Source organism: Nocardia heshunensis, from assembly GCF_054782115.1.
On record NZ_BAAGTC010000009.1, the window covers coordinates 961822 to 980649 of the forward strand.

Here is an 18828-nt window from a genome sequence, read left to right on the forward strand (position 1 = left end):
CCTGCACGGGTGATGCCGATGTGGTAAGCCCGGTCGGCACGTCGAGGGAAATGTAACCCGTTCTAAATGTCGACGTAAGGGGATCGGAGAGACCTGTTTCACCAGTACCGGTCACCGGGATGCTGGTTGGTCACTCAGGGTTGGTCGTGCTGGCACGTACGCCTCGAGAAGTAGTTCCTATCAGGCATATTCCGGGTCGGCTCAGGGTGAATCCTGGAAGTGCGGACCCGGTCGGGCTCCCTAGCGTCGAGGGGTGCAGTCAATCGCTATCGCTATCGAAACCGAGGGCAGCGACACCGAGCCCGCGCGGTCCTGGAGTCCGATCGGACGCATTCTCTTCCGATTCGGATTCCTGTATTTCGGGCTCTTTTGCGTCTGCTACCCGCAAATGCTGATCGATTTCGCGGGACCGCTGCAGCACTGGCTCCCGGCCGACTGGCCTCGCCTCTGGATGAATCCGTCCCTGCCCGTGGTCAAGTGGGTGGGCCACACCGTCTTCGGGGCCGAGGTGGAGTTGCACAGCACGGGCAGCGGTGATCAGCAGGTCTTCTGGGTCCTGCTGTTCTGCCTGCTCGTGATCGCCGCGGTCGGGACCGTGCTCTGGACGTTGCTGGACCGCGGCCGGACCGAGTACCACCGCCTGTCCGGGTGGTTTCTGCTCTTCATCCGGGTGTGCCTGGCCGGTCAGATGCTGGGATACGGCTTCGCCAAGGCGATTCCGACGCAGATGCCCGAGCCCGCGCTCACCACGCTGCTGACCCCGTACGGCGACTTCGCGCCCATGGGCGTGCTGTGGACTCAGGTCGGCGTGTCACCGGTGTACGAGAGCCTGCTCGGCACCGCCGAGATTCTCGGTGGCCTGCTGTTGCTGCTGCCGCGCACTCAGCTGGCCGGTGTGCTGTTGAGCCTGGTCAGCATGGCGCAGGTGTGGGTGCTGAATATGACCTTCGATGTGCCGGTGAAGCTGCTGTCGTTCCATCTGATGCTGCTGTGCCTGGTGCTGCTGGTGCCCGAGGCACCGCGGCTGACCGCCCTGCTGACGGGCCGGGCGGCCGGTCCGGCCGCGACCCCGCAACCGTTCCGCACGCGCCGGTCGCTGCGGGTGGCGGCGGTCGCCCAGGTGCTGCTGGCCGTGTGGTTCGCGGCAGGCTACGCCTGGATCGGGACGGACAACTGGCGCGAAACCCACGGCGCGAGCGCGAGATCGGAGCTGTACGGCATCTGGGCGGTCACCGATTTCACCCGCGACGGCGAGCCGGTGCCACCGCTGCTGACCGATGAGAGCCGTTGGCGGCGACTGGTTTTCGATCAGCCCAAGCTGGCCTACGTGCAGCGCATGGACGATGAGTTCATGATGTACCCGGCGCAGATCGACACCGGCGCACGCCGGCTGGTGCTGCGCGACGCGAAGACGGCCACTGATCTGGGCGATCTCACCTACGAGCAGCCGATGCCGAACCGGTTGGTGCTCAATGGTCAGCTGGCGGGGCACCCGGTCACCATCGCGCTCGATCAGGTCGACCTCGGCAGCCTGGCGCTGCGGCAGGGCCGCGGCCTGCACCTCATTCAGGAGGACGCGAACTTCGGCAAGGTCATGGGGGAGTGATGTCGCTGATTTGATTGGCCCAGCCGGGATTCGGAGCCAGGAACTCACCGGATCCGGCGGTGAACGCCCGCGCGGCATCGGTGTCTCCGAGCAGCCGGGCCGCGAGCCAGGCGGTCGGATAGCCGAGATAGCCGAACACTCCCGTCGTGCAGGGCCAGGACGCGCTCGCGCAATCCGGTTGGCCCTGCACATCATTGTGATTCGGCCCGACCAGCGTGCCCCAGGCCTTCGGTGTTCCGGCGGGCACCGCGTCGTAGTAGGCGTGCAGGGATTGGAGTCCGACGACTTGCCGCGGCAGGGCCTGCTCGGACGGCGAGATGATGGTGTCTGCCGAGCCGTTCACGAAGAACACCGAATCACCGGCGATGCGGCCGGTGTCCGCGCACGATCCGCCGAGACACCACACCTGGGCGGGGAGTTCGATCGGTATCGCGGTGCGGATGCGGCCGCCGGAGTTCGCCATGGCGTTCAGCGCGCCGGTGGCGCCCTGCGAGTGACCCACCGCGCCAATCGCATTCGCGTCCAGCCGGTCGTGGAACACGCTGGCCGGATCCGCGGCCAGCGCCAGCAGCTTGTCCACCGCCCCGGCGATATCGACCCCGGACCCGGTGGCCGCGTTCTCGGTGGCGATCACCACGAATCCCCAGGACGCGAAATGCCGCAGCAGATAGTCGTATTGGCTCGGATGCGCATTGGTGCCGTCGCCCCAGGTGAGGATGGGATGGCGGAATCCGTTGGCCCCCAGGTCGGTCGGATACCAGATGTCGTAGGCCGCGCCGGTGGAGTCGCAGCAGGTGAAGGCGTGCTGCGCGGTCACCGCCCACGGCCCGGCCTGCGAATAGTGTGCTTCCACTGTCGAATCCGCGTGCCCCGTCACCGCGGGCACCCCGAAGACGAACAGCGCGGCGAGCAGGAAACTGCGAATCAGCGCGGCGCAGCGGGTCATAGCTATTCAGCATAAGAATGGCCGGTCGGTTCGCGTGGCAAGACGGCTCGATCTCCTCTCGGGTCCGGGCCCGACAGTGAACTTCCTCTCGATCGCACGTCGGTTTGCTGGACAGCAGCCGGGCGATTATCGACCGCCGCCGGGCACGCCGTAGGCTGAATCCTTGTGCAGAACGCCTCAGCCACCCCCGATGACCAGCCGGTTCCGGATTCGCAAGCCCCGACCGGTGACCCGAACTACCTGGTCGGCCTCGATCTGAACGGTCGCCGCGTGGTCGTGGTCGGCGGCGGCACGGTCGCGCAGCGGCGGCTCGGGCTGCTCATCGCCTCCGGCGCGGATGTGCACGTGATCAGCCGCGAGGTGACCCCGGCGGTCGAGGGCATGGCCACCTCCGGCCAGCTCACCGTCGAATTGCGTGCCTACGCCGACGGCGATCTGGACGGCGCCTGGTACGTGATGGCCTGCACGGACGAACCCGAGACCAATGCGGCCGTGGTCGCCGAGGCCACCCGCCGCCGCGTGTTCTGCGTGCGCGCCGACACCGCCCGCCTCGGCACCGCCGTCACCCCGGCCACCGCCCGCTACGACGGCATGACCCTGGGCGTGCTCGCCGGTGGTGCCCACCGCCGCTCCGCCGCCGTGCGGAACGCCCTGCTGGAAGCTCTGCAATCCGGTGTGGTGACCGATGATTCGGCCCCCGTCACCCCCGGCGTCGCCCTGGTCGGCGGCGGCCCCGGCGACCCGGACCTGATCACCGTGCGCGGCCGTCGCCTGCTGGCCCGCGCGAATCTCGTTGTGGCCGACCGCCTCGCGCCGCCGGAGCTGCTGGCCGAACTCGGCCCCGACGTCGAGGTCATCGACGCCGCCAAGATCCCCTACGGCCGCGCCATGGCCCAGGAGCACATCAACGCCGCCCTCATCGAGGGCGCGAAGGCGGGCAAGTTCGTGGTCCGCCTCAAGGGCGGCGACAACTACGTCTTCGGCCGCGGCTACGAGGAACTAGAAGCCTGCGTCGACGCGGGCATCCCGGTGACGGTGGTCCCGGGTGTCACCAGCGCGATCTCGGTGCCTGCCCTGGCCGGTATTCCGGTCACACATCGCGGCGTCACCCACGAATTCGTCGTGGTCAGCGGCCACGTAGCCCCCGATCACCCGGATTCCCTGGTCGATTGGCCCGCCCTGGCCCACCTGCGCGGCACCATCGTCCTGCTCATGGCCGTCGAACGCATCGAAAAGTTCGCCGACGCCTTGATCTCCGGCGGCCGCGCCCCCGAAACCCCGGCCACCGTCATCCAAGAAGGCAGCCTCCGCACCGAGCGCATCCTCCGCGCCGACCTCTCGACCATCGCCGAACGCGTCCGCACCGAAGCCATCCGCCCACCCGCGATCATCGTCATCGGCCCCACCGCCGGTTTCACCGCAGGCGCACCAGAATCCGACCGGACCTGACTGCACACAGCGAGGCCGATGCCCCGCCCACTGCATCCACTACAGTGGGCGGGTGCTCGATAACCCCGCTGCGACGATGCAGTATCCGGTGACCAAGCGGGCGTTCGGGCTCGCCATTCTCGTCTTGAGCGGGTTGCAGCTGATGGTGGTGCTCGACGGCACCGTCATGATCTTGGCGCTGCCGCGACTACAAGAGCAGCTCGGCCTGTCCAGCGCGGGTAGCGCCTGGACAGTTACCGCCTACGGCCTGCCGTTCGCGGGCCTGATGCTCCTGGGCGGACGACTCGGCGACTCGTTCGGCCGCAAGCGGATGCTGATCATCGGCGTCGCCCTGTTCACACTCGCCTCGGCCTTGTGCGGTACCGCGCAGAACGAGGCGTGGCTGATCGCAGCCCGCGCCTTGCAGGGCACGGGTGCCGCGATCGCCGCGCCGACCGCGTTCGCATTGGTCGCCAGCACCTACGCGCCCGGCCCGGCGCGCAATCAGGCCGTGGCCATCTTCGGATCCATGGTCGGCGTCGGCTCGGTCGGTGGTCTGGTCATCGGCGGCGCGCTCACCCAGGTGGACTGGCGCTGGATCTTCTGGATCAACGTCCCGATCGGCGCCCTCATCGTCTGGGGTGCGATCTACCAGCTGCGTGACACCGCGCACCAGCGCATGTCGATGGATGTGCGCGGTGCGATCCTGGGCACGGTCGCGTGTGTGTCGATCGTCTTCGGCGCCACCGAAGGACCCGAAATGGGTTGGAACAGCCCGATCATCCTGGGTGCGCTGATCGGCGGCCTCATCCTGCTGCTCGTGTTCGTCTTCGCCGAGCGTGATGTGAAGAACCCGCTGCTGCCGTGGTCGCTGTTCGACAGCCGCGACCGCGTGATCACCTTCGCCGCCATCTTCCTGGCGTCGGGCGTGCTCGGCGCGACCACCTTCTTCGTCGCCCAGTTCCTGCAGAACGTGTTGCGCTACAGCCCTTTGCAGGCCGGTCTGGCCAGCATCCCGTTCACCCTCGGCGCGGGTGTCGGCACCGCGGTGGCGTCCAAGGCGTGCATGTACGTCAAGGCGCGCTGGCTGCTGCTGGCCGCGGCGGCGGTGCTGTCGGGCGCGCTGTATTTCGGTTCGACGCTGGACAGTTCGGCCGACTACTTCCCGACGCTGCTGGTCATGATGTCGATCGTGGGCTTCTGCATCGGCGTCGCCATTGTGATCCTGCCGCTGTGCGTGCTGGTCGGCGTGGACATGGCCCATATCGGCCCGCTGTCGGCGGTCGGGCAGATGTTCATGAACATGGGCACCCCGTTCGCGGTCGGCATTCTGAGCCCGGTCGCCCTGTCGCGCACGCTGTCGCTGGACAAGAGCGCCAAGGGCAAGGTGAGCGAGATGTCGCAGCACGCCATCGACGCGCTCGGCCACGGGTACACCTTCGTCCTGCTGGTGTGCGCGCTGGGCACCGCCATCATGGGTGTGCTCGCGTTGACGCTGCGCTACACGCCCGCGCAGCTTGCCCAGGCCCAGCACGCCCAGGACGAGGCCCAGAAGAACTGAGCCCCTCCGTCATTCCGGCGTGCTCTTGGCCGGAATCCAACGCCATCAGGGCACTCGCGTCACTGCGATCGCCGATTCGCTGAGACTGCCCAGGTAGATCACTCCGTCCTGTTCGGCGACCCCGGTGACCATGGCGTAATCGGTGCCCTCCCGCTGCAGGTCGTGAACCAGCCTGCCGTCGAAGTCGAAGGCCTGCACCCAGATGGTGCGCTGCGGTTTCGGTTGCAGCCGTTCGGGGATCGCCCATACCAACTGCCGCAGCACGCCGGGCAGCGGAAGCAGCATGTCCAGCAGCGGATTTCGCAGCGACACCAGTGCCACCCAGATCAGCCCGTCACTGCCGAGGCCCATATTGTCGGGGAAGGCGGGCAGGTTCTCGACGAAATAGTCGTGGGTGCCCGCCTTCGGCCCGCTCAGCCAGTAGCGGGTGATGCTGTAGCCGCCGGTCTCGGCGACCAGCACGCAGGAGCGGTCCGGGGCGAGCACGATGCCGTTGGCGAATTTCAGTCCGTCGACGAGGGTTTCGACGCTGCCGTCCGGATTGCGCCGCAGCAGCCGCCCGGTCTCGGAGTGCTCGATGATGTCGCCCATGTACTCCTCGAGCTTCCAGCGCCGCGTCGACTCGGAGAAGTAGACGGTGTCGCCGTCGGCGAACACATTGCTGGTGAAGTTCAACGGCACCCCGTCGACCTCGGACACCAGCACCTCGAACTGTCCGCCCGGCTTGTCCAGACGTAGCAGTCCGCGTTCGGCGTCGCAGACCAGCAGTGACCCATCGGGATTGGCGTGCAACCCGAGCGGCCGCCCGCCGGTGTGCCCGATCTCCTCGACCGTCCCGTCGCTGGGATCGACGGCCACCAGCGCGCCGTTCGCCAGGCCCGCGATCACTCTGCCGTCGGCGGCGACCACCACATCCTCGGGCCCTTGGCCGGGCACTTCGAGCAGTCTCACCGGCGGCATCGGTGGCTCGCTGTGGCTTTCGTGCGCGCGCGGCGTCGCCTTGGGCGGCGTCCAGCGTCGGGGCTGCATAGACATGACTTCATCCAACACCCCCGCGCGCGTCGTGGATACCGATCGGGATGTCGCTCAGGGCTGTGCATCCCGGTAGGCCGCGAGCACATTCAGCCGGTGCAGATGGCCCAGCAGTTGCTCGAACTCCGGGGTCGGATGCACATTCGCTGGCAGGCGCAGCAGCGCGGGCGTGGGGATGCGCTCGATCGACTCCTCGACCGTCCAACCCGCCGCGACGGCCTTGCCGACCTCGTCGCGCAGCAGTTCGAGGTACTCGATGAAGTTGTGCAGCGCCGCCGGGCCGTCGCCCATCGGTCCGTGACCGGGCACCACCAGCTTCACCGGCAGCGTCTGCTGCATGGCGCGCAGGCTTTCCAGATATGGTCCCGGCCCGCCCTCGAGCAGCATGGGCGGCAGCCCGGCGCTCATCAAGAAATTGCCTGTCCACGCGGTCGCGGTCTCGGGTTCGAAGACGATGGTGTCGCCGGGCCCGTTGCCGGGTCCGAAGTGCCACAGCTGCACGGTTTTTCCGCCCAGGTCGATCTCGGCATACCGGTCGAAGACCACCTCCGGCTTGCGCCAGACGGTGACGGCGGCCAGGGGGTTCTCGTCGCCGCGCATATTGCCGAAGCGCATCTGCTTCTCGTAGTCGAGGTCGCGCATGCTGTCGCGATTGGCGCGTGAGCTGATGATCGTGACCGACTCCGGGAAGGCGGCGTTCCCGAAGGTGTGGTCCCCGTGATAGGTCGTATTGACCAGGTAGCGCAGCGGTTTGTCGGTGAGCCCGGCGACGAGGCCCTGGATCTGCTGGGAGACAGCGCCGTTGATGCCCGCGTCGATGACCAGCGCGGCGTCGTTTCCGACGATCACCCCGTTGTTGTCCTTGGGCGGGATATTGGCCAGCAGTGCGTGCACGCCCGGCCCGATCTCGTGTGGCAGCAGTTGCAGTCCGGCCGGGTTGAGGTTGGGGCCGAGGTAGTCCTGCGGGCGCTCGGCGAGTTCGCGGGTCTGGTCGTTCATGGCTTCGTCCTTGCTACGCAATCATTTTCAAGGTCAACAAGCGTTGGTCAACGTCTGTTGGCATTAACGGTAGCGAGGTCATGTTTGTCTGTCAACAGATGTTGGCCTACGCTTGTGGGCATGAATGTGGAGACGACTCCCCGGCGCTCGGACGCCACCCGGGCCGCCATTCTGGAGGCAGCCCGCCGCCGCTTCGCCGAGGACGGCTATCGCAAGGCGACCATTCGCGCGATTGCCGCCGACGCCGGCATCGATCCCTCGATGGTGATGCGGTACTACGGCAACAAGGACGGATTGTTCGACGCCGCACTGGATGTCGACCTGGAGCTGCCGGATCTCGGTGCCGCCGAATCGGATTCGCTGGGCGCGCTGCTGGCCGGGCGCTTCCTCGAACTGTGGGAGCAGCCACCGACCAGCGACATCCTGCTCACCCTGCTGCGCTCTGCGGTGACCGACGAGGAGGTGCACGAGCGGATGCAACGCATCTTCACCGGTCAGCTCATGCCCGCCGTGCTGCGCTTCGGCGATCCCGCCGACGCGCCGCACCGGGCGGGCCTGATCGCCACCCAGATCCTGGGACTCGCGCTGTGCCGCTATGTGTTGCGGCTGCCCCCGGTGGTGGCGCTCACCCCCGAGCAGGTCGTCGCCGATATCGGGCCGACCATTCAGCGCTACCTCACCCTCGGCACCGCCTGATCGGTGTGGGTGGCGAAAACCACCGTGCCGAAGGGGTTTTCTCCGGACCGAAGTTCGGTCACACTGCCCCGATGGGGAATAGCCTGCACGCGGATCTGCTGGACCGTTGGACGAAATTGGCCGGGCCGCAAGCACGCACCGTCGGCGAGGACCTGGTCCGCCGCTACAGCGAGCCGCACCGCCGCTATCACACCGTCGAGCACCTGGCCGCCATGCTCGCGGTCATCGAGGACCTGGCCGCCGACGCCGAGGACCTGGACGCCGTCCGCTACGCCGCCTTCTTCCACGATGCCGTCTACGCCATGGACGGCAGCGACAACGAGGAGGCCAGCGCCCGCCTGGCCGAAACCACCCTGCCCACCCTGGGAGTCGACCCGGACACGGTCGCCGAGGTGGCCCGCCTGGTCCGCCTGACCGGCGGCCACCACCCCGATCCCGCCGACCGCAACGGTGCCGTCCTCTGCGACGCCGACCTCGCCATCCTCGCCGCCGACCCGGCGAGCTACGCGGCCTACACCGCCGCCGTCCGCGCCGAATACGCCCACGTCCCCGACAATCTCTTCCGCCCGGGCCGCGCCGCGGTGCTCAAAGCCCTGGCCGAACAACCGGAGCTGTTCCGCACCCCGACCGCCCGCGCCCGCTACGAAACCGCCGCCCGCGCCAACCTCTCCGCCGAAATCGCCGCCCTCACCGACTAGACATCCGACCGCGAATCCCTCGGCAACCCGGCGTGAGCGTGAACCCTCGTCATCCCGGCGTGTTGTGGCCGGGATACAACGCGGTCTAGCGAGTGCCGTACTTGTAGGTCTGCTTGCGGAGTTTCAGGTAGACCATGATTTCGGCGTGGCGGACTCCGGCCAGGCCGCGAATCCGGTTGGACACCAGGTCGAGCAGGGCCTCGTCGTCCGGGCACACCGCTTCGCAGAGGATGTCGTAGCGGCCCGCGCACACCACCACGTAGTTGATCTCCTCGATGGCGGCGAGGGTGTCGGCCACCGGCTGCACCGGGCCGTCGACGGTGATGGCGATCATGGCCTGCCGGAACAGTCCGACCTGTAGCGGATCGGTGACCGCCACGATTTGGATGACACCGGCGTCGGCGAGCTTCTGCACGCGCTGGCGGACCGCCGCCTCCGAGAGGCCGACCGCCTTGCCGATGGTGGCGTAGGCGCGGCGGCCGTCTTCCTGCAGCTGGGCGATGATCCGCTTGGAGATGTCGTCGAGGATCGGGGCTGCGCGGGTCTGATCGGTCACGAGAGATCATCCTTCCCGATGGGCACGGTACGTTGGATAGCACGCCGAATCCGGCGCTTTCCGTCCGACAAGGATGATCTCCCGTGAAGTACGTACCGCGCGCGGTTCTGTTCCTCGTGATTCCCGCGCTCCTGTTCGCCCTGCCGTGGTGGCTGCTGGTGTACACCACCCTGTCCGGGCCCGCGTTCTGGCTGGGTACCGCGGTGTTCGCGCTCGGCTATCTCGCGTTGCCGGCGGGCATGTTGCTCGGGCACGGCCCCCGGCAGTCCGATGCCGCGTCCCTGATCGGGGACACGCTGCTGGGCGTGATGTGGGTCGGGTTCACCTGGTCGGTGATCGGTGCGGTGGTGCGCGGCGTGCTCGCGGTCGCGGGCGTGGACGATCCGGCCCGCTCGCGGGTCGTCGCGGTCGGGGTGCTGGCGGTGTGGGCGGTGCTGACCGCGTACGCGATCTACGAGGCGCGTCGCCTGCCGCGGGTGCGCACGGTCGAGGTCGATATCCCGAATCTCGGTGCGGGCCTGGACGGGCTGCGGTTGGTCGTGGTCACGGACACCCATTTCGCCGCCACGGATCGGTTGCGCTGGTCGGAGCGGGTGGTCGACGAGGTCAACGCCCAGCGCCCCGATATCGCCTGTCACGCGGGCGATCTCGCCGACGGTTCGGTGGCCGCGCGCAAGGCGCAGGTGGATCCGCTGGGCAAGGTCGAGGCCGAGTACGGGCGGTACTACATCACCGGCAATCACGAGTACTTCGGTGACGCTCCCGGCTGGATCGATCACATGTCCGGCCTGGGCTGGCGGCCGCTGCGCAACGAGCACCAGGTCATCACCCGCAACGGCGACAGTCTCGTGCTCGCGGGCATCGACGACCCCACCGGCGCGGCCCTGCCCGGCCACGGCCCCGACATCCGCACGGCCCTGACCGGAGCCGACCCCGCCCTCCCCGTCGTGCTCCTGGCTCACCAGCCCAAGCAGGTTACCGACGCGGTCTCCGCCGGTGTGGCCCTGCAGATTTCGGGCCACACCCACGGCGGCCAGATCTGGCCCTTCCGCTACCTGGTCCGCCTCGACCAGCCGGTGGTGGCGGGCCTGTCCCGCCACGGCGACCACACCCAGCTCTACACCAGCCGTGGCACCGGCTTCTGGGGTCCGCAACTCCGCCTCTTCGCCCCCAGCGAGATCACCGTCCTGATCCTGCGCACCGCCAAGTAACCGGCCCGACAGCGCGCAGCATCGCCCGTCATCCCGGCGTGCTTTTGGCCGGGATCCACACCTGCCGTGTGGATTTCCGGCCAAGTACGCGCCGGAATGACGGGCGATGTCGGCCGTTCAGCTGTCGAACCCCAAGCCCGTGTAGTCGAGGGTCTTCAGCCACAGGTTGCGGCGGCCCTGGTGGGCGTCGGCGCGGGCCAGGGACCAGCGGGTGAGGTGAATTCCCGCGGAGCGCAACGGTTCCGGCGGCAGCGGCAGCGGCCGGGAGCGGACCAGGCGCAGGCGGGTGCGTTCGGTGTCGAGGTTCCAGAGGCGGTCGAGCATGACCTCCGCGCCGAAGCGGGTCGCACCCACGCCGAGGCCGGTGTAGCCCGCGGCGTAGGCGAGTTTGCCCTTGTAGGCGGAGCCGAAGAAGGCGCAGAAGCGGCCGCAGGTGTCGATGACGCCGCCCCAGCGATGGGTGAAGCGCAGCCCGTCGAGTTGCGGGAAGGTCTGGAAGAAGTGCGCCGCCAGGGTTTCGAAGGTGGCCTCGTTGTACTCCAGGGTCGGGGCGATGCGGTTGCCGAAGTGGTAGATCGCGTCGTAGCCGCCGAACAGGATGCGATTGTCGCTGGTCAGCCGGTAGTAGTGAAACCGGTAGGAGGCGTCGCCGAGTCCCATGCGGGTGTGCCAGCCGATGCTGTCGAGCTGTTCGGCGGTGAGCGGTTCGGTCATCAGGGCGTAGTCGTAGACGGGCACCACGTGGCGCGACACCTTGGGCAGCGGTCCCGCGAAGGCGCTGGTGCACAACGCGACCCGGGGCGCGCGCAGCTCGCCGTGCGGCGTGTGCAGGGTCAGCGTCCCCGCGCACGATTTCGAAATCCGTTGCACGGGAGTGCCTTCGTAGATGCGCACCCCCGATTCGATGCAGGCGCGCCGCAATCCCCACGCCAGTCGCGCCGGATCCAGCATGGCGACCCCGTCGCGATCCCACCACCCGCCCAGATAGGTGGGAGAGTGCACCATGCCCTGCACCTGCCCGGCATCCAGCAATTCGGTGCGGTAGCCGAGGGATTCGGCCGCGTCGTGACTCTCGCGCAGCCAGTCGACCTCGTGCGGCGCGGTGGCGACCTCCATCTCGCCGGTGCGCTCGAAGTCGCAGTCGATGCCGTAGCGCAGGATGGCCTTCTCGATATCGTCGAGGTTGGAGCGGCCCAATCGTTCGAGCTGGTCGATCTCGTCGGGGAAGCGTTCCATGCCGTTGGCCAGCCCGTGGGTGAGGCTGGCGGAACAGAATCCGCCGTTGCGCCCGGAGGCGGCGTGCCCGCACAGCCCGGATTCCAGCAGCACCACGTCGGTGCCGGGATTGCGTTCCTTGGCCAGCAGCGCGGTCCACAGTCCGCTGTAACCGCCGCCGATGACGGCCAGGTCCGCCTCGGTGGCGGTGGTCAGGGGGTCGGTGGGGGTCGGCCGCTCGGGCCGGTCGGTCCAGTACGGCGTCGGCGCTGCATCGATGAGTGCCGACGCCGACAGTTTGCTTCCTTTGGCCGACATGGCCGATCAACTCCTTCGCTCCTGCCGTGCGAGACGGCGAATCCCGGCTCTCGGGATTGTCAGGGGCTTGCCCCGAACCCCCTGTCGGAGAGCCGATCTGCGGCCGCGCGGCGGGTTCGGGATACGCGAAAGCCGCCGATGGTCACCCGCGAGGGGACCAGTCGGCGGCTTTCGGATGATTCAGCTGGTGGCGGCGCGATCGTCGCAGCGGCGGCGCATGCGCAGCTGCCCGGCGATATTCATGGCCGCATCCTGCAGCCTCGGGTCGAACCCGGCGGTGCGGGTTTCCACGGTAACCACCTCAGAACATGACGTGTGCCGTGAGGATAACCCAAAGCCGGGTCGAATGCCGGAATCGGCGGATTCCGTGTCGTCGCCGTTACTCGGCGCGGTAGATCACCTCGTGCCAGGGTTTGCGCGCGACCGCGGTGATATCGGACATGACGTGCTTGATATTCGTGTACTCCTCGAATGCGTAGGCGGACATATCCTTTCCGAATCCGGAGGCTTTGTACCCGCCGTGCGGCATTTCGCTGACGATCGGAATATGGTCGTTGATCCACACGCAGCCCGCCCGGATTTCGCGGGCGGCCCGCTGGGTCCGGAATACGCTGCGTGACCAGGCCGAAGCGGCCAGGCCGTAGGGGGTGTCGTTGGCCAGGGCGAGGGCCTCGTCGTCGGTGTCGAACGGCAGGACGACCAGTACGGGACCGAAGATTTCCCGCTGCACGATCTCCGCGGACTGGGCCGCCCCGGTGATCAGGGTGGGTTCGTAATACGCGCCCGCGTCCGGGGTGTGTTCCGGAATTCGGCCGCCGCGCACGATTTTCGCACCGGATTCGCGGGCGCGTTCCACCATGGCGCTCACGTTGTCGCGATGCGCGCGGGAAATCAGGGAGCCCATATCGGTTTCCGGATCCTGTACCGGTCCGAGCCGGACCCGGTCCATGAGATCGGCGACGCGGCCGACGAATTCCTCGAACAGGGGCCTTTGCACGTATGCGCGGGTGGCGGCCGTGCAGTCCTGACCGGCATTGATCAAGGCCCCGGCTACCGCGCCGCGTGCGGCCGCCTCGAGGTCGGCGTCGTCGAACACCACGAACGGTGCCTTGCCGCCGAGTTCGAGGTGCACCCGTTTGACCGCACCGGCGGCGGTGGCGGCCACGCGTTTGCCCACGGCGGTGGAGCCGGTGAACGAAACCATCGCCACCGCAGGGTGTTCCACCAGCGGCTGCCCGGCCTCGGCACCGGTTCCGGTGAGGACATTGATGACGCCGGGCGGGATGCCCGCCGCCGTCGCGGCCTCCGCGAACAGCAGCGAGGTGAGCGGGGTCAGCTCGGAAGGCTTGAGCACCACCGTGTTTCCGGCGGCCACGGCGGGCAGGATCTTCCAGGCCGCCATCTGCAGCGGATAGTTCCACGGCGCGATGGACCCGATCACGCCGAGCGGCTCCCGGCGGATCGAGGAGGTGTGGTCGCCGGAGTACTCGGCGGCCGCCTTGCCGTCGAGATGTCGTGCGGCACCGGCGAAGAAGGCGGTGTTGTCGATGGTGCCGGGCACGTCGAATTCGGTGGCCAGGCGAATCGGCTTGCCTGCGTTGGAACTCTCGACCGCCGCGAATTCGTCGGCGCGGGAACGTAATACCCGCGCCCACTCGTGCATGAGGTCCGATCGCGCGCCCGGCGTGAGCCCCGCCCAGCCGGGGAAGGCCGCCTGTGCGGCGGCCACGGCCGTTTCCACGTCGGCGGCATTCGCGCCCGCACCAGTGACGATCTCCTCCCCGGTGGCCGGGGCGGTGATCGTCAGTGGCGCACCCGAACCGGATTGCCGTGCGCCGCCGATGTATTGCAGCTGTTCGTCTTGCGGCTGTTGGGTCACGCTCACACCGTATGCCCGTCGGCGATGGTCAGCGCGTGATCGAGAATGGCCAGGCCTTCCTTGGCCTCGGCTTCGGAGATCGTGCAGGGCGGGACCACGTGCAGGCGGTTGAAGTTGACGAACAGCAGCAGTCCGGCCGCCTTGGCCGCGGCGACGGTCTCGGTCATGGCCGGGCTGGTCCCGCCGTAGGGGGCGAGGGGTTCGCGGGTCGTGCGGTCGCGGACGAGTTCGATCGCCCAGAACACGCCCAGTCCGCGGACCTCGCCGATACTCGGGTGTCGCTCGGCCAATTCGCGCAGCGCCGGGCCGATCACCCGGTCGCTCATATCGGCGGCGTTCTCGACGATGCGTTCCTCGGCCATGGCATTGATGGTCGCGACGGCCGCGGCCGTCGCGAGCGGATGTCCCGAGTAGGTGAGCCCACCCGGGTAGGCCCGGTCCTCGAAGGTCGCGGCGATGTGCGGTGCGATGGCGACACCTCCGAGCGGCACATACCCGGAGTTGACGCCCTTGGCGAAGGTGAGCAGGTCCGGCACCACGCCCGCGCCCCGTCCACCGGTGAAATGGTCGATGGCGAACCACTTTCCGGTGCGGCCGAAGCCCGCCATCACTTCGTCGGCGATGAACACGATGCCGTAGCGGTCGCACAGCTCCCGCACCCCGGCCAGATACCCGGGCGGCGGCACCATGATCCCGGCCGTGCCCGGCACCGACTCGAGAATGATCGCGGCAATGGTGCTGGGCCCCTCGAACATGATCGTCTGCTCGAGATGCTCCAGCGCCCGCTCGCACTCTTCCGCCTCGGTGGTGGCGTGGAATTGCGAGCGGTACAGGAACGGTCCGAAGAAGTGCACGGTGCCGGTGTTGCCGTGGTCGTTGGGCCAGCGGCGGGGGTCGCCGGTCAGGTTGACCGCGGTCTCGGTGCCGCCGTGATACGACCGGTAGCGCGAAAGCACCTTGTAGCGCCCGGTGTGCAGCCGTGCCATGCGCACCGCGTGCTCGACCGCGTCCGCGCCGCCATTGGTGAAGAAGATCCGGTTGAGCTCACCGGGAGTGCGTTCGGCGATCAGCCGCGCCGCCTCCGAGCGGGCGTCGTTGACGAACGCCGGGCCGATGGTGCACAGGGTGGCCGCCTGCTGCTGGATCGCGGCCACCACCTTCGGATGCTGGTGTCCGATATTGGTGTTGACCATCTGCGAGGAGAAGTCCAGCAGCCGGTTGCCGTCCCCGTCCCACACATAGCTGCCCTGGGAGGCAGTGATCACCATGGGGTTGAGCGACTTCTGCGCCGACCAGGAGTGGAAGACGTGTTTGCGGTCCAATTCGTAGGCGCGCGCGGCCTTTTCGCGGGCCGCGTCCGGAGTCAGACCATTGGGCAGTGTCATGGCATGTCCTTTTCGGTGTCGCGGTCGTCAGTGTTCTGCGGGCTCAGTGGTTCTGCGGGAAGCCGAGGTTCAGGCCGCCGTGGCTGGGGTCGAGCCAGCGGGTGGTGACGGCCTTGGTGCGGGTGAAGAAGTGCACGCCGTCGGTGCCGTGCGCATGCGAATCGCCGAACAGGGAGTTCTTCCAGCCGCCGAAACTGTAGTAGGCCATGGGCACCGGAATAGGGACGTTGATGCCGACCATGCCGACCTCCACCTCGTTGTGGAACCGCCGCGCCGCGCCGCCGTCATTGGTGAACAGGGCGGTGCCGTTGCCGTACGGGTTGGCGTTGAGTAGGGCCATCGCCTCGTCGTAGCTCTCGACACGGACGACCGAGAGCACCGGGCCGAAGATCTCGTCGGTGTAGACGCTCATGTCGGGGGTGACGTGGTCGAGAATGGTGGGGCCGAGCCAGAATCCGTCGGCCGCGCCGTCCGCCTCGATGGTGCGTCCGTCGAGAACGACCGTGGCCCCGGCGGTTTCGCCCGCCGCGATGTAGCTCGCCACCTTGTCGCGGTGCGCCTTGGTGACCAGCGGGCCCATATCGGTGCCGCGGGTACCGTCGCCGGTGCGAATGGTCTTGGCGCGCTGGTTGATTCGCTCGACCAGAGCGTCGGCGATCTCGCCCACCGCCACCAGCGCGCTGATGGCCATGCAGCGTTCGCCCGCCGAGCCGAAGCCCGCGTTGACGGCGGCGTCGGCGGCCAGGTCCAGGTCGGCGTCGGGCAGCACCACCATGTGGTTCTTCGCCCCGCCGAGCGCCTGCACCCGCTTGCCGTTGGCGGTGCCGTGCTCGTAGACGTACTTGGCGATCGGGGTGGAACCGACGAACGAGATCGCCTTGATCGCAGGGTTTTCCAGCAGTTCGTCGACCGCCACCTTGTCGCCCTGGACCACGTTGAACACGCCGTCGGGCAGTCCGGCCTCCTGCCAGAGCTCGGCCAGCCACAGTGACGCCGACGGGTCCTTCTCGCTCGGCTTGAGCACCACGGTGTTCCCGGCCGCGATGGCGAGGGGGAAGAACCACATGGGCACCATGGCCGGGAAGTTGAACGGCGAGATGATCGCCACCGGTCCCAGCGCCTGGCGCACCGAGAAGATGTCGACCTTGGTGGAGGCGTTCTCGGTGTAGCCGCCCTTGAGCAGATGCGGGATGCCGCAGGCGAATTCGACGACCTCCAGGCCGCGGGTCACCTCGCCGACGGCGTCGGCGAGCACCTTGCCGTGCTCGGCGGTGACGATCGCGGCCAGTTCCTCCTTGCGCTCGTTGAGCAGTTCGCGGAAGCGGAACAGCACCTGGGTGCGGCGGGCCAGGGAGGCGTCGCGCCAGGCCGGGAAGGCGGCCGCGGCGGCGTCCACGACCGCGCGCACATCGGCCGCGGAGGCCAGGGCGACCTGCCCGGTCACCACGCCGGTGGCGGGATTGGTGACGGGGGCGGTGGCGGTGTTGGAACCGGCGAAGGGTTTGCCGTCGAGCCAATGTCCGATGCTGTTCATGCCCATACTCTGCGCCCTTACCCACCGGTTGGACCCCGACATTGTGTGCGCGATTTCGAGCTTCGTTTTACGATTCGTCGGTGCTCCTCACCGTTGCCGACATCGTAGCCATGCCCGTGGTGCAGGCCGGGCAGCCCGAGCTCGCGGGCGGCGGCACGCTGGATCGGCCGGTGCGGTGGGTGCACGTGAGCGAACTGCCGGAGGTCGCCGAACTGCTGGTCGGGCGGGAGTTGATCCTCACCACCGGGCAGGCGCTGGCCGGTGCGGACGCCGCGACCGTCGCCTATCTGGAATCCCTCGCCGCGGCCGGGGTTTCCGGGTTGGTCGTCGAATTGGGCACCTACCTGCGGGAATTGCCGCCGATCGTGGCGGCGACGGCGGATCGGCTGGGCATGCCGGTGGTGGCGCTGCACCGGGTGGTGCGGTTCGTGGAGATCACCGAGGCGGTGCACCGGGTGATCGTGGCCGACCAGTACGAGGAGCTGGAATTCGCGCGCACGGTCCACGAAACCTTCACCGCCCTCAGCGTCCGGCGCGCCTCGCTCGCCGAAATCGTGAAGACCGCTGCCGGAATGCTGGACACCTCGATCGTCCTCGAAGACGTCACCCACCGCGTGCTGGCCTTGACCGCCCGCCACATCGGCACCCCGGCCCTTCTCGAACAGTGGGAACACGTTTCCCGTCTTCTCCCCGACACCGACCCCACCGTCGTCCCGGTAGGCCAGCCAACCCAGCCGTGGGGCCGCCTTATCCTGCGCCCGGCACTCGCGCCGACCGCGCCCGGGATCGGCCTGGCGGAGTCCGTTGCCGGCACCGGCGAGGTATCGACCACCCGCTCCCGCATGGTGCTGGAGCGGGCGGCGCAGACCCTCACCCTGCACCGCATGATCGAGCGCGACCGCTTCGGTCTGCATCGACAGGCGCAGACGGGGCTCATCGATGACATGGTCACCGGCCGCCTCGGTGATGAGCGCGACGCCGTCGCGTTGGCCGCGGCCCTCGGTCTCGCTCGCCGTGCCCGGTATGTCCCCTTGGCCGTGGATATCGCGGCTACCGAGCTCGAGGGCGTGTCCGCGTCGGATCCGGTTGCGCAGCAACGCCGCACGACCGCCCTCCTGGACGCGGCTATGCACGGCGTCGCCCTGTCCAAAGCGACAGCTCTGGCCGCGCCCGAGCACGGCAACCGAATCATCCTGCTGCTGGCCATTTCCCGCAGCGGCGACCTCGACACTGCCCTCACCACGATCTGCGCTGCAGTACTCGCCGAGATTCGCCGAGTCCCCGGCGTCACCCGCGCCGTCATCGGCGCGGGTCACGCGTCCGACTCTCTCCTCGACACCGCCCGCGAACTTTCACACGCCACCCACGTCGCCGAAGTGGCCCTCTCCCTGGCTCCTTCGACCCCCCGCCCCTTCTACCGCAGCGGCGACATCCGCCTCCGCGGTCTGCTCTCCCTCATCCGCGACGAGCCCGGCGTCCAACACTTCGCCGAAACCGAACTCTCCGCCCTGCTCCGCCACGACATCCGCAACAACACCGACCTGACCGCCACCCTCCGCCTCTACCTCGACCTGGCGGGCAACAAAACCGAACTGGCCAAACGCCTCACCATCAGCCGCCCCACCCTCTACGACCGCCTATCCCGCATCGAACGCATCCTCTCCGTCGACCTGACCCACGGCGAAACCCGAACCTCCCTCCACACCGCCCTCCTGATCCGCGACCTGCTGCCCACTCGCACCCACCCCTAGTCGATCGGAACGC

The 18828-nt window shown here is 68.3% G+C and carries 15 protein-coding genes; 7 read left to right on the top strand and 8 right to left on the bottom strand.

Annotation, left to right across the window (positions count from 1 at the left end):
* The first annotated feature begins 253 nt into the window (after nucleotides 1–253).
* Complete coding sequence (locus tag ACYVN4_RS32620; protein WP_460725819.1) at nucleotides 254–1606, top strand: DoxX family protein; 1353 nt, start codon at nucleotides 254–256, stop codon at nucleotides 1604–1606.
* Here ACYVN4_RS32620 and ACYVN4_RS32625 read toward each other — a convergent pair.
* Nucleotides 1593–2552, bottom strand: a complete 960-nt coding sequence (locus ACYVN4_RS32625; protein ID WP_460725820.1) for a poly(ethylene terephthalate) hydrolase family protein — start codon at nucleotides 2550–2552, stop codon at nucleotides 1593–1595. The genes ACYVN4_RS32620 and ACYVN4_RS32625 overlap by 14 nt on opposite strands.
* Nucleotides 2553–2792: 240 nt before the next feature.
* On the opposite strand from ACYVN4_RS32625, the gene cobA reads away from it, so the two are divergent.
* Together cobA and ACYVN4_RS32635 are read left to right on the top strand one after the other, a co-directional pair.
* A complete protein-coding gene (cobA, locus tag ACYVN4_RS32630; protein ID WP_460726797.1) occupies nucleotides 2793–4001 on the top strand; it encodes a uroporphyrinogen-III C-methyltransferase in 1209 nt (402 codons plus the stop codon).
* A gap of 76 nt (nucleotides 4002–4077) precedes the next feature.
* Nucleotides 4078–5541 carry an MFS transporter gene (locus ACYVN4_RS32635; protein WP_460726799.1) on the top strand — a complete coding sequence of 488 codons (1464 nt, stop codon included), beginning with the start codon at nucleotides 4078–4080 and terminating at the stop codon, nucleotides 5539–5541.
* A 45-nt stretch (nucleotides 5542–5586) separates the two neighbouring features.
* On the opposite strand, the gene ACYVN4_RS32640 is transcribed toward ACYVN4_RS32635, so the two are convergent.
* Nucleotides 5587–6576, bottom strand: a complete 990-nt coding sequence (locus ACYVN4_RS32640) for an SMP-30/gluconolactonase/LRE family protein (protein ID WP_460725821.1) — start codon at nucleotides 6574–6576, stop codon at nucleotides 5587–5589.
* 51 nt (nucleotides 6577–6627) lie between these two features.
* Complete coding sequence (locus ACYVN4_RS32645; protein WP_460725822.1) at nucleotides 6628–7572, bottom strand: MBL fold metallo-hydrolase; 945 nt, start codon at nucleotides 7570–7572, stop codon at nucleotides 6628–6630.
* Nucleotides 7573–7692: 120 nt separating this feature from the next.
* Here ACYVN4_RS32645 and ACYVN4_RS32650 point away from each other — a divergent pair, with 120 nt between their 5' ends.
* Together ACYVN4_RS32650 and ACYVN4_RS32655 are read left to right on the top strand one after the other, a co-directional pair.
* On the top strand, nucleotides 7693–8268 hold the full coding sequence (locus ACYVN4_RS32650; protein ID WP_460725823.1) for a TetR/AcrR family transcriptional regulator: 576 nt from the start codon (nucleotides 7693–7695) through the stop codon (nucleotides 8266–8268).
* 71 nt (nucleotides 8269–8339) lie between these two features.
* Nucleotides 8340–8966 (top strand): HD domain-containing protein, encoded by a 627-nt coding sequence (locus ACYVN4_RS32655; protein ID WP_460725824.1) that lies wholly within the window; start codon nucleotides 8340–8342, stop codon nucleotides 8964–8966.
* An 85-nt stretch (nucleotides 8967–9051) separates the two neighbouring features.
* On the opposite strand, the gene ACYVN4_RS32660 is transcribed toward ACYVN4_RS32655, so the two are convergent.
* The gene (locus ACYVN4_RS32660) at nucleotides 9052–9522 is read right to left on the bottom strand and encodes an Lrp/AsnC family transcriptional regulator (protein WP_460725825.1); all 471 of its coding nucleotides are present in this window, start codon (nucleotides 9520–9522) and stop codon (nucleotides 9052–9054) included.
* An 83-nt stretch (nucleotides 9523–9605) separates the two neighbouring features.
* On the opposite strand from ACYVN4_RS32660, the gene ACYVN4_RS32665 reads away from it, so the two are divergent.
* On the top strand, nucleotides 9606–10733 hold the full coding sequence (locus tag ACYVN4_RS32665) for a metallophosphoesterase (RefSeq protein WP_460725826.1): 1128 nt from the start codon (nucleotides 9606–9608) through the stop codon (nucleotides 10731–10733).
* A 117-nt stretch (nucleotides 10734–10850) separates the two neighbouring features.
* Here the strand turns inward: ACYVN4_RS32665 and ACYVN4_RS32670 are convergent, their stop codons facing one another.
* The 4 genes from ACYVN4_RS32670 to ACYVN4_RS32685 form a co-directional block, all read right to left on the bottom strand.
* Entirely contained in the window at nucleotides 10851–12266 is a 1416-nt protein-coding gene (locus ACYVN4_RS32670; protein WP_460725827.1) for an NAD(P)/FAD-dependent oxidoreductase, read from the bottom strand.
* Between the two features lie 379 nt (nucleotides 12267–12645).
* Nucleotides 12646–14145, bottom strand: coding sequence for a gamma-aminobutyraldehyde dehydrogenase (locus tag ACYVN4_RS32675; protein WP_460725828.1), 1500 nt, complete (start codon nucleotides 14143–14145; stop codon nucleotides 12646–12648).
* A 2-nt stretch (nucleotides 14146–14147) separates the two neighbouring features.
* Nucleotides 14148–15530, bottom strand: a complete 1383-nt coding sequence (locus ACYVN4_RS32680; RefSeq protein WP_460725829.1) for an aminotransferase class III-fold pyridoxal phosphate-dependent enzyme — start codon at nucleotides 15528–15530, stop codon at nucleotides 14148–14150.
* A 43-nt stretch (nucleotides 15531–15573) separates the two neighbouring features.
* Complete coding sequence (locus ACYVN4_RS32685) at nucleotides 15574–17064, bottom strand: CoA-acylating methylmalonate-semialdehyde dehydrogenase (protein ID WP_460725830.1); 1491 nt, start codon at nucleotides 17062–17064, stop codon at nucleotides 15574–15576.
* Nucleotides 17065–17144: 80 nt separating this feature from the next.
* Between ACYVN4_RS32685 and ACYVN4_RS32690 the strand changes: the two genes are divergently transcribed.
* The gene (locus ACYVN4_RS32690; RefSeq protein WP_460725831.1) at nucleotides 17145–18815 is read left to right on the top strand and encodes a PucR family transcriptional regulator; all 1671 of its coding nucleotides are present in this window, start codon (nucleotides 17145–17147) and stop codon (nucleotides 18813–18815) included.
* The last annotated feature ends 13 nt before the right edge of the window (nucleotides 18816–18828 follow it).

What these genes read in the sequence shown, in the direction of transcription:
- ACYVN4_RS32625 (WP_460725820.1), bottom strand. Translation starts at nt 2,552, where the DNA reads ATGACCCGCTGCGCCGCGCTGATTCGCAGTTTCCTGCTCGCCGCGCTG.
- ACYVN4_RS32635 (WP_460726799.1), top strand. Translation starts at nt 4,078, where the DNA reads ATGCAGTATCCGGTGACCAAGCGGGCGTTCGGGCTCGCCATTCTCGTC.
- ACYVN4_RS32640 (WP_460725821.1), bottom strand. Translation starts at nt 6,576, where the DNA reads ATGTCTATGCAGCCCCGACGCTGGACGCCGCCCAAGGCGACGCCGCGC.
- ACYVN4_RS32645 (WP_460725822.1), bottom strand. Translation starts at nt 7,572, where the DNA reads ATGAACGACCAGACCCGCGAACTCGCCGAGCGCCCGCAGGACTACCTC.
- ACYVN4_RS32650 (WP_460725823.1), top strand. Translation starts at nt 7,693, where the DNA reads ATGAATGTGGAGACGACTCCCCGGCGCTCGGACGCCACCCGGGCCGCC.
- ACYVN4_RS32655 (WP_460725824.1), top strand. Translation starts at nt 8,340, where the DNA reads ATGGGGAATAGCCTGCACGCGGATCTGCTGGACCGTTGGACGAAATTG.
- ACYVN4_RS32670 (WP_460725827.1), bottom strand. Translation starts at nt 12,266, where the DNA reads ATGTCGGCCAAAGGAAGCAAACTGTCGGCGTCGGCACTCATCGATGCA.
- ACYVN4_RS32680 (WP_460725829.1), bottom strand. Translation starts at nt 15,530, where the DNA reads ATGACACTGCCCAATGGTCTGACTCCGGACGCGGCCCGCGAAAAGGCC.
- ACYVN4_RS32685 (WP_460725830.1), bottom strand. Translation starts at nt 17,064, where the DNA reads ATGAACAGCATCGGACATTGGCTCGACGGCAAACCCTTCGCCGGTTCC.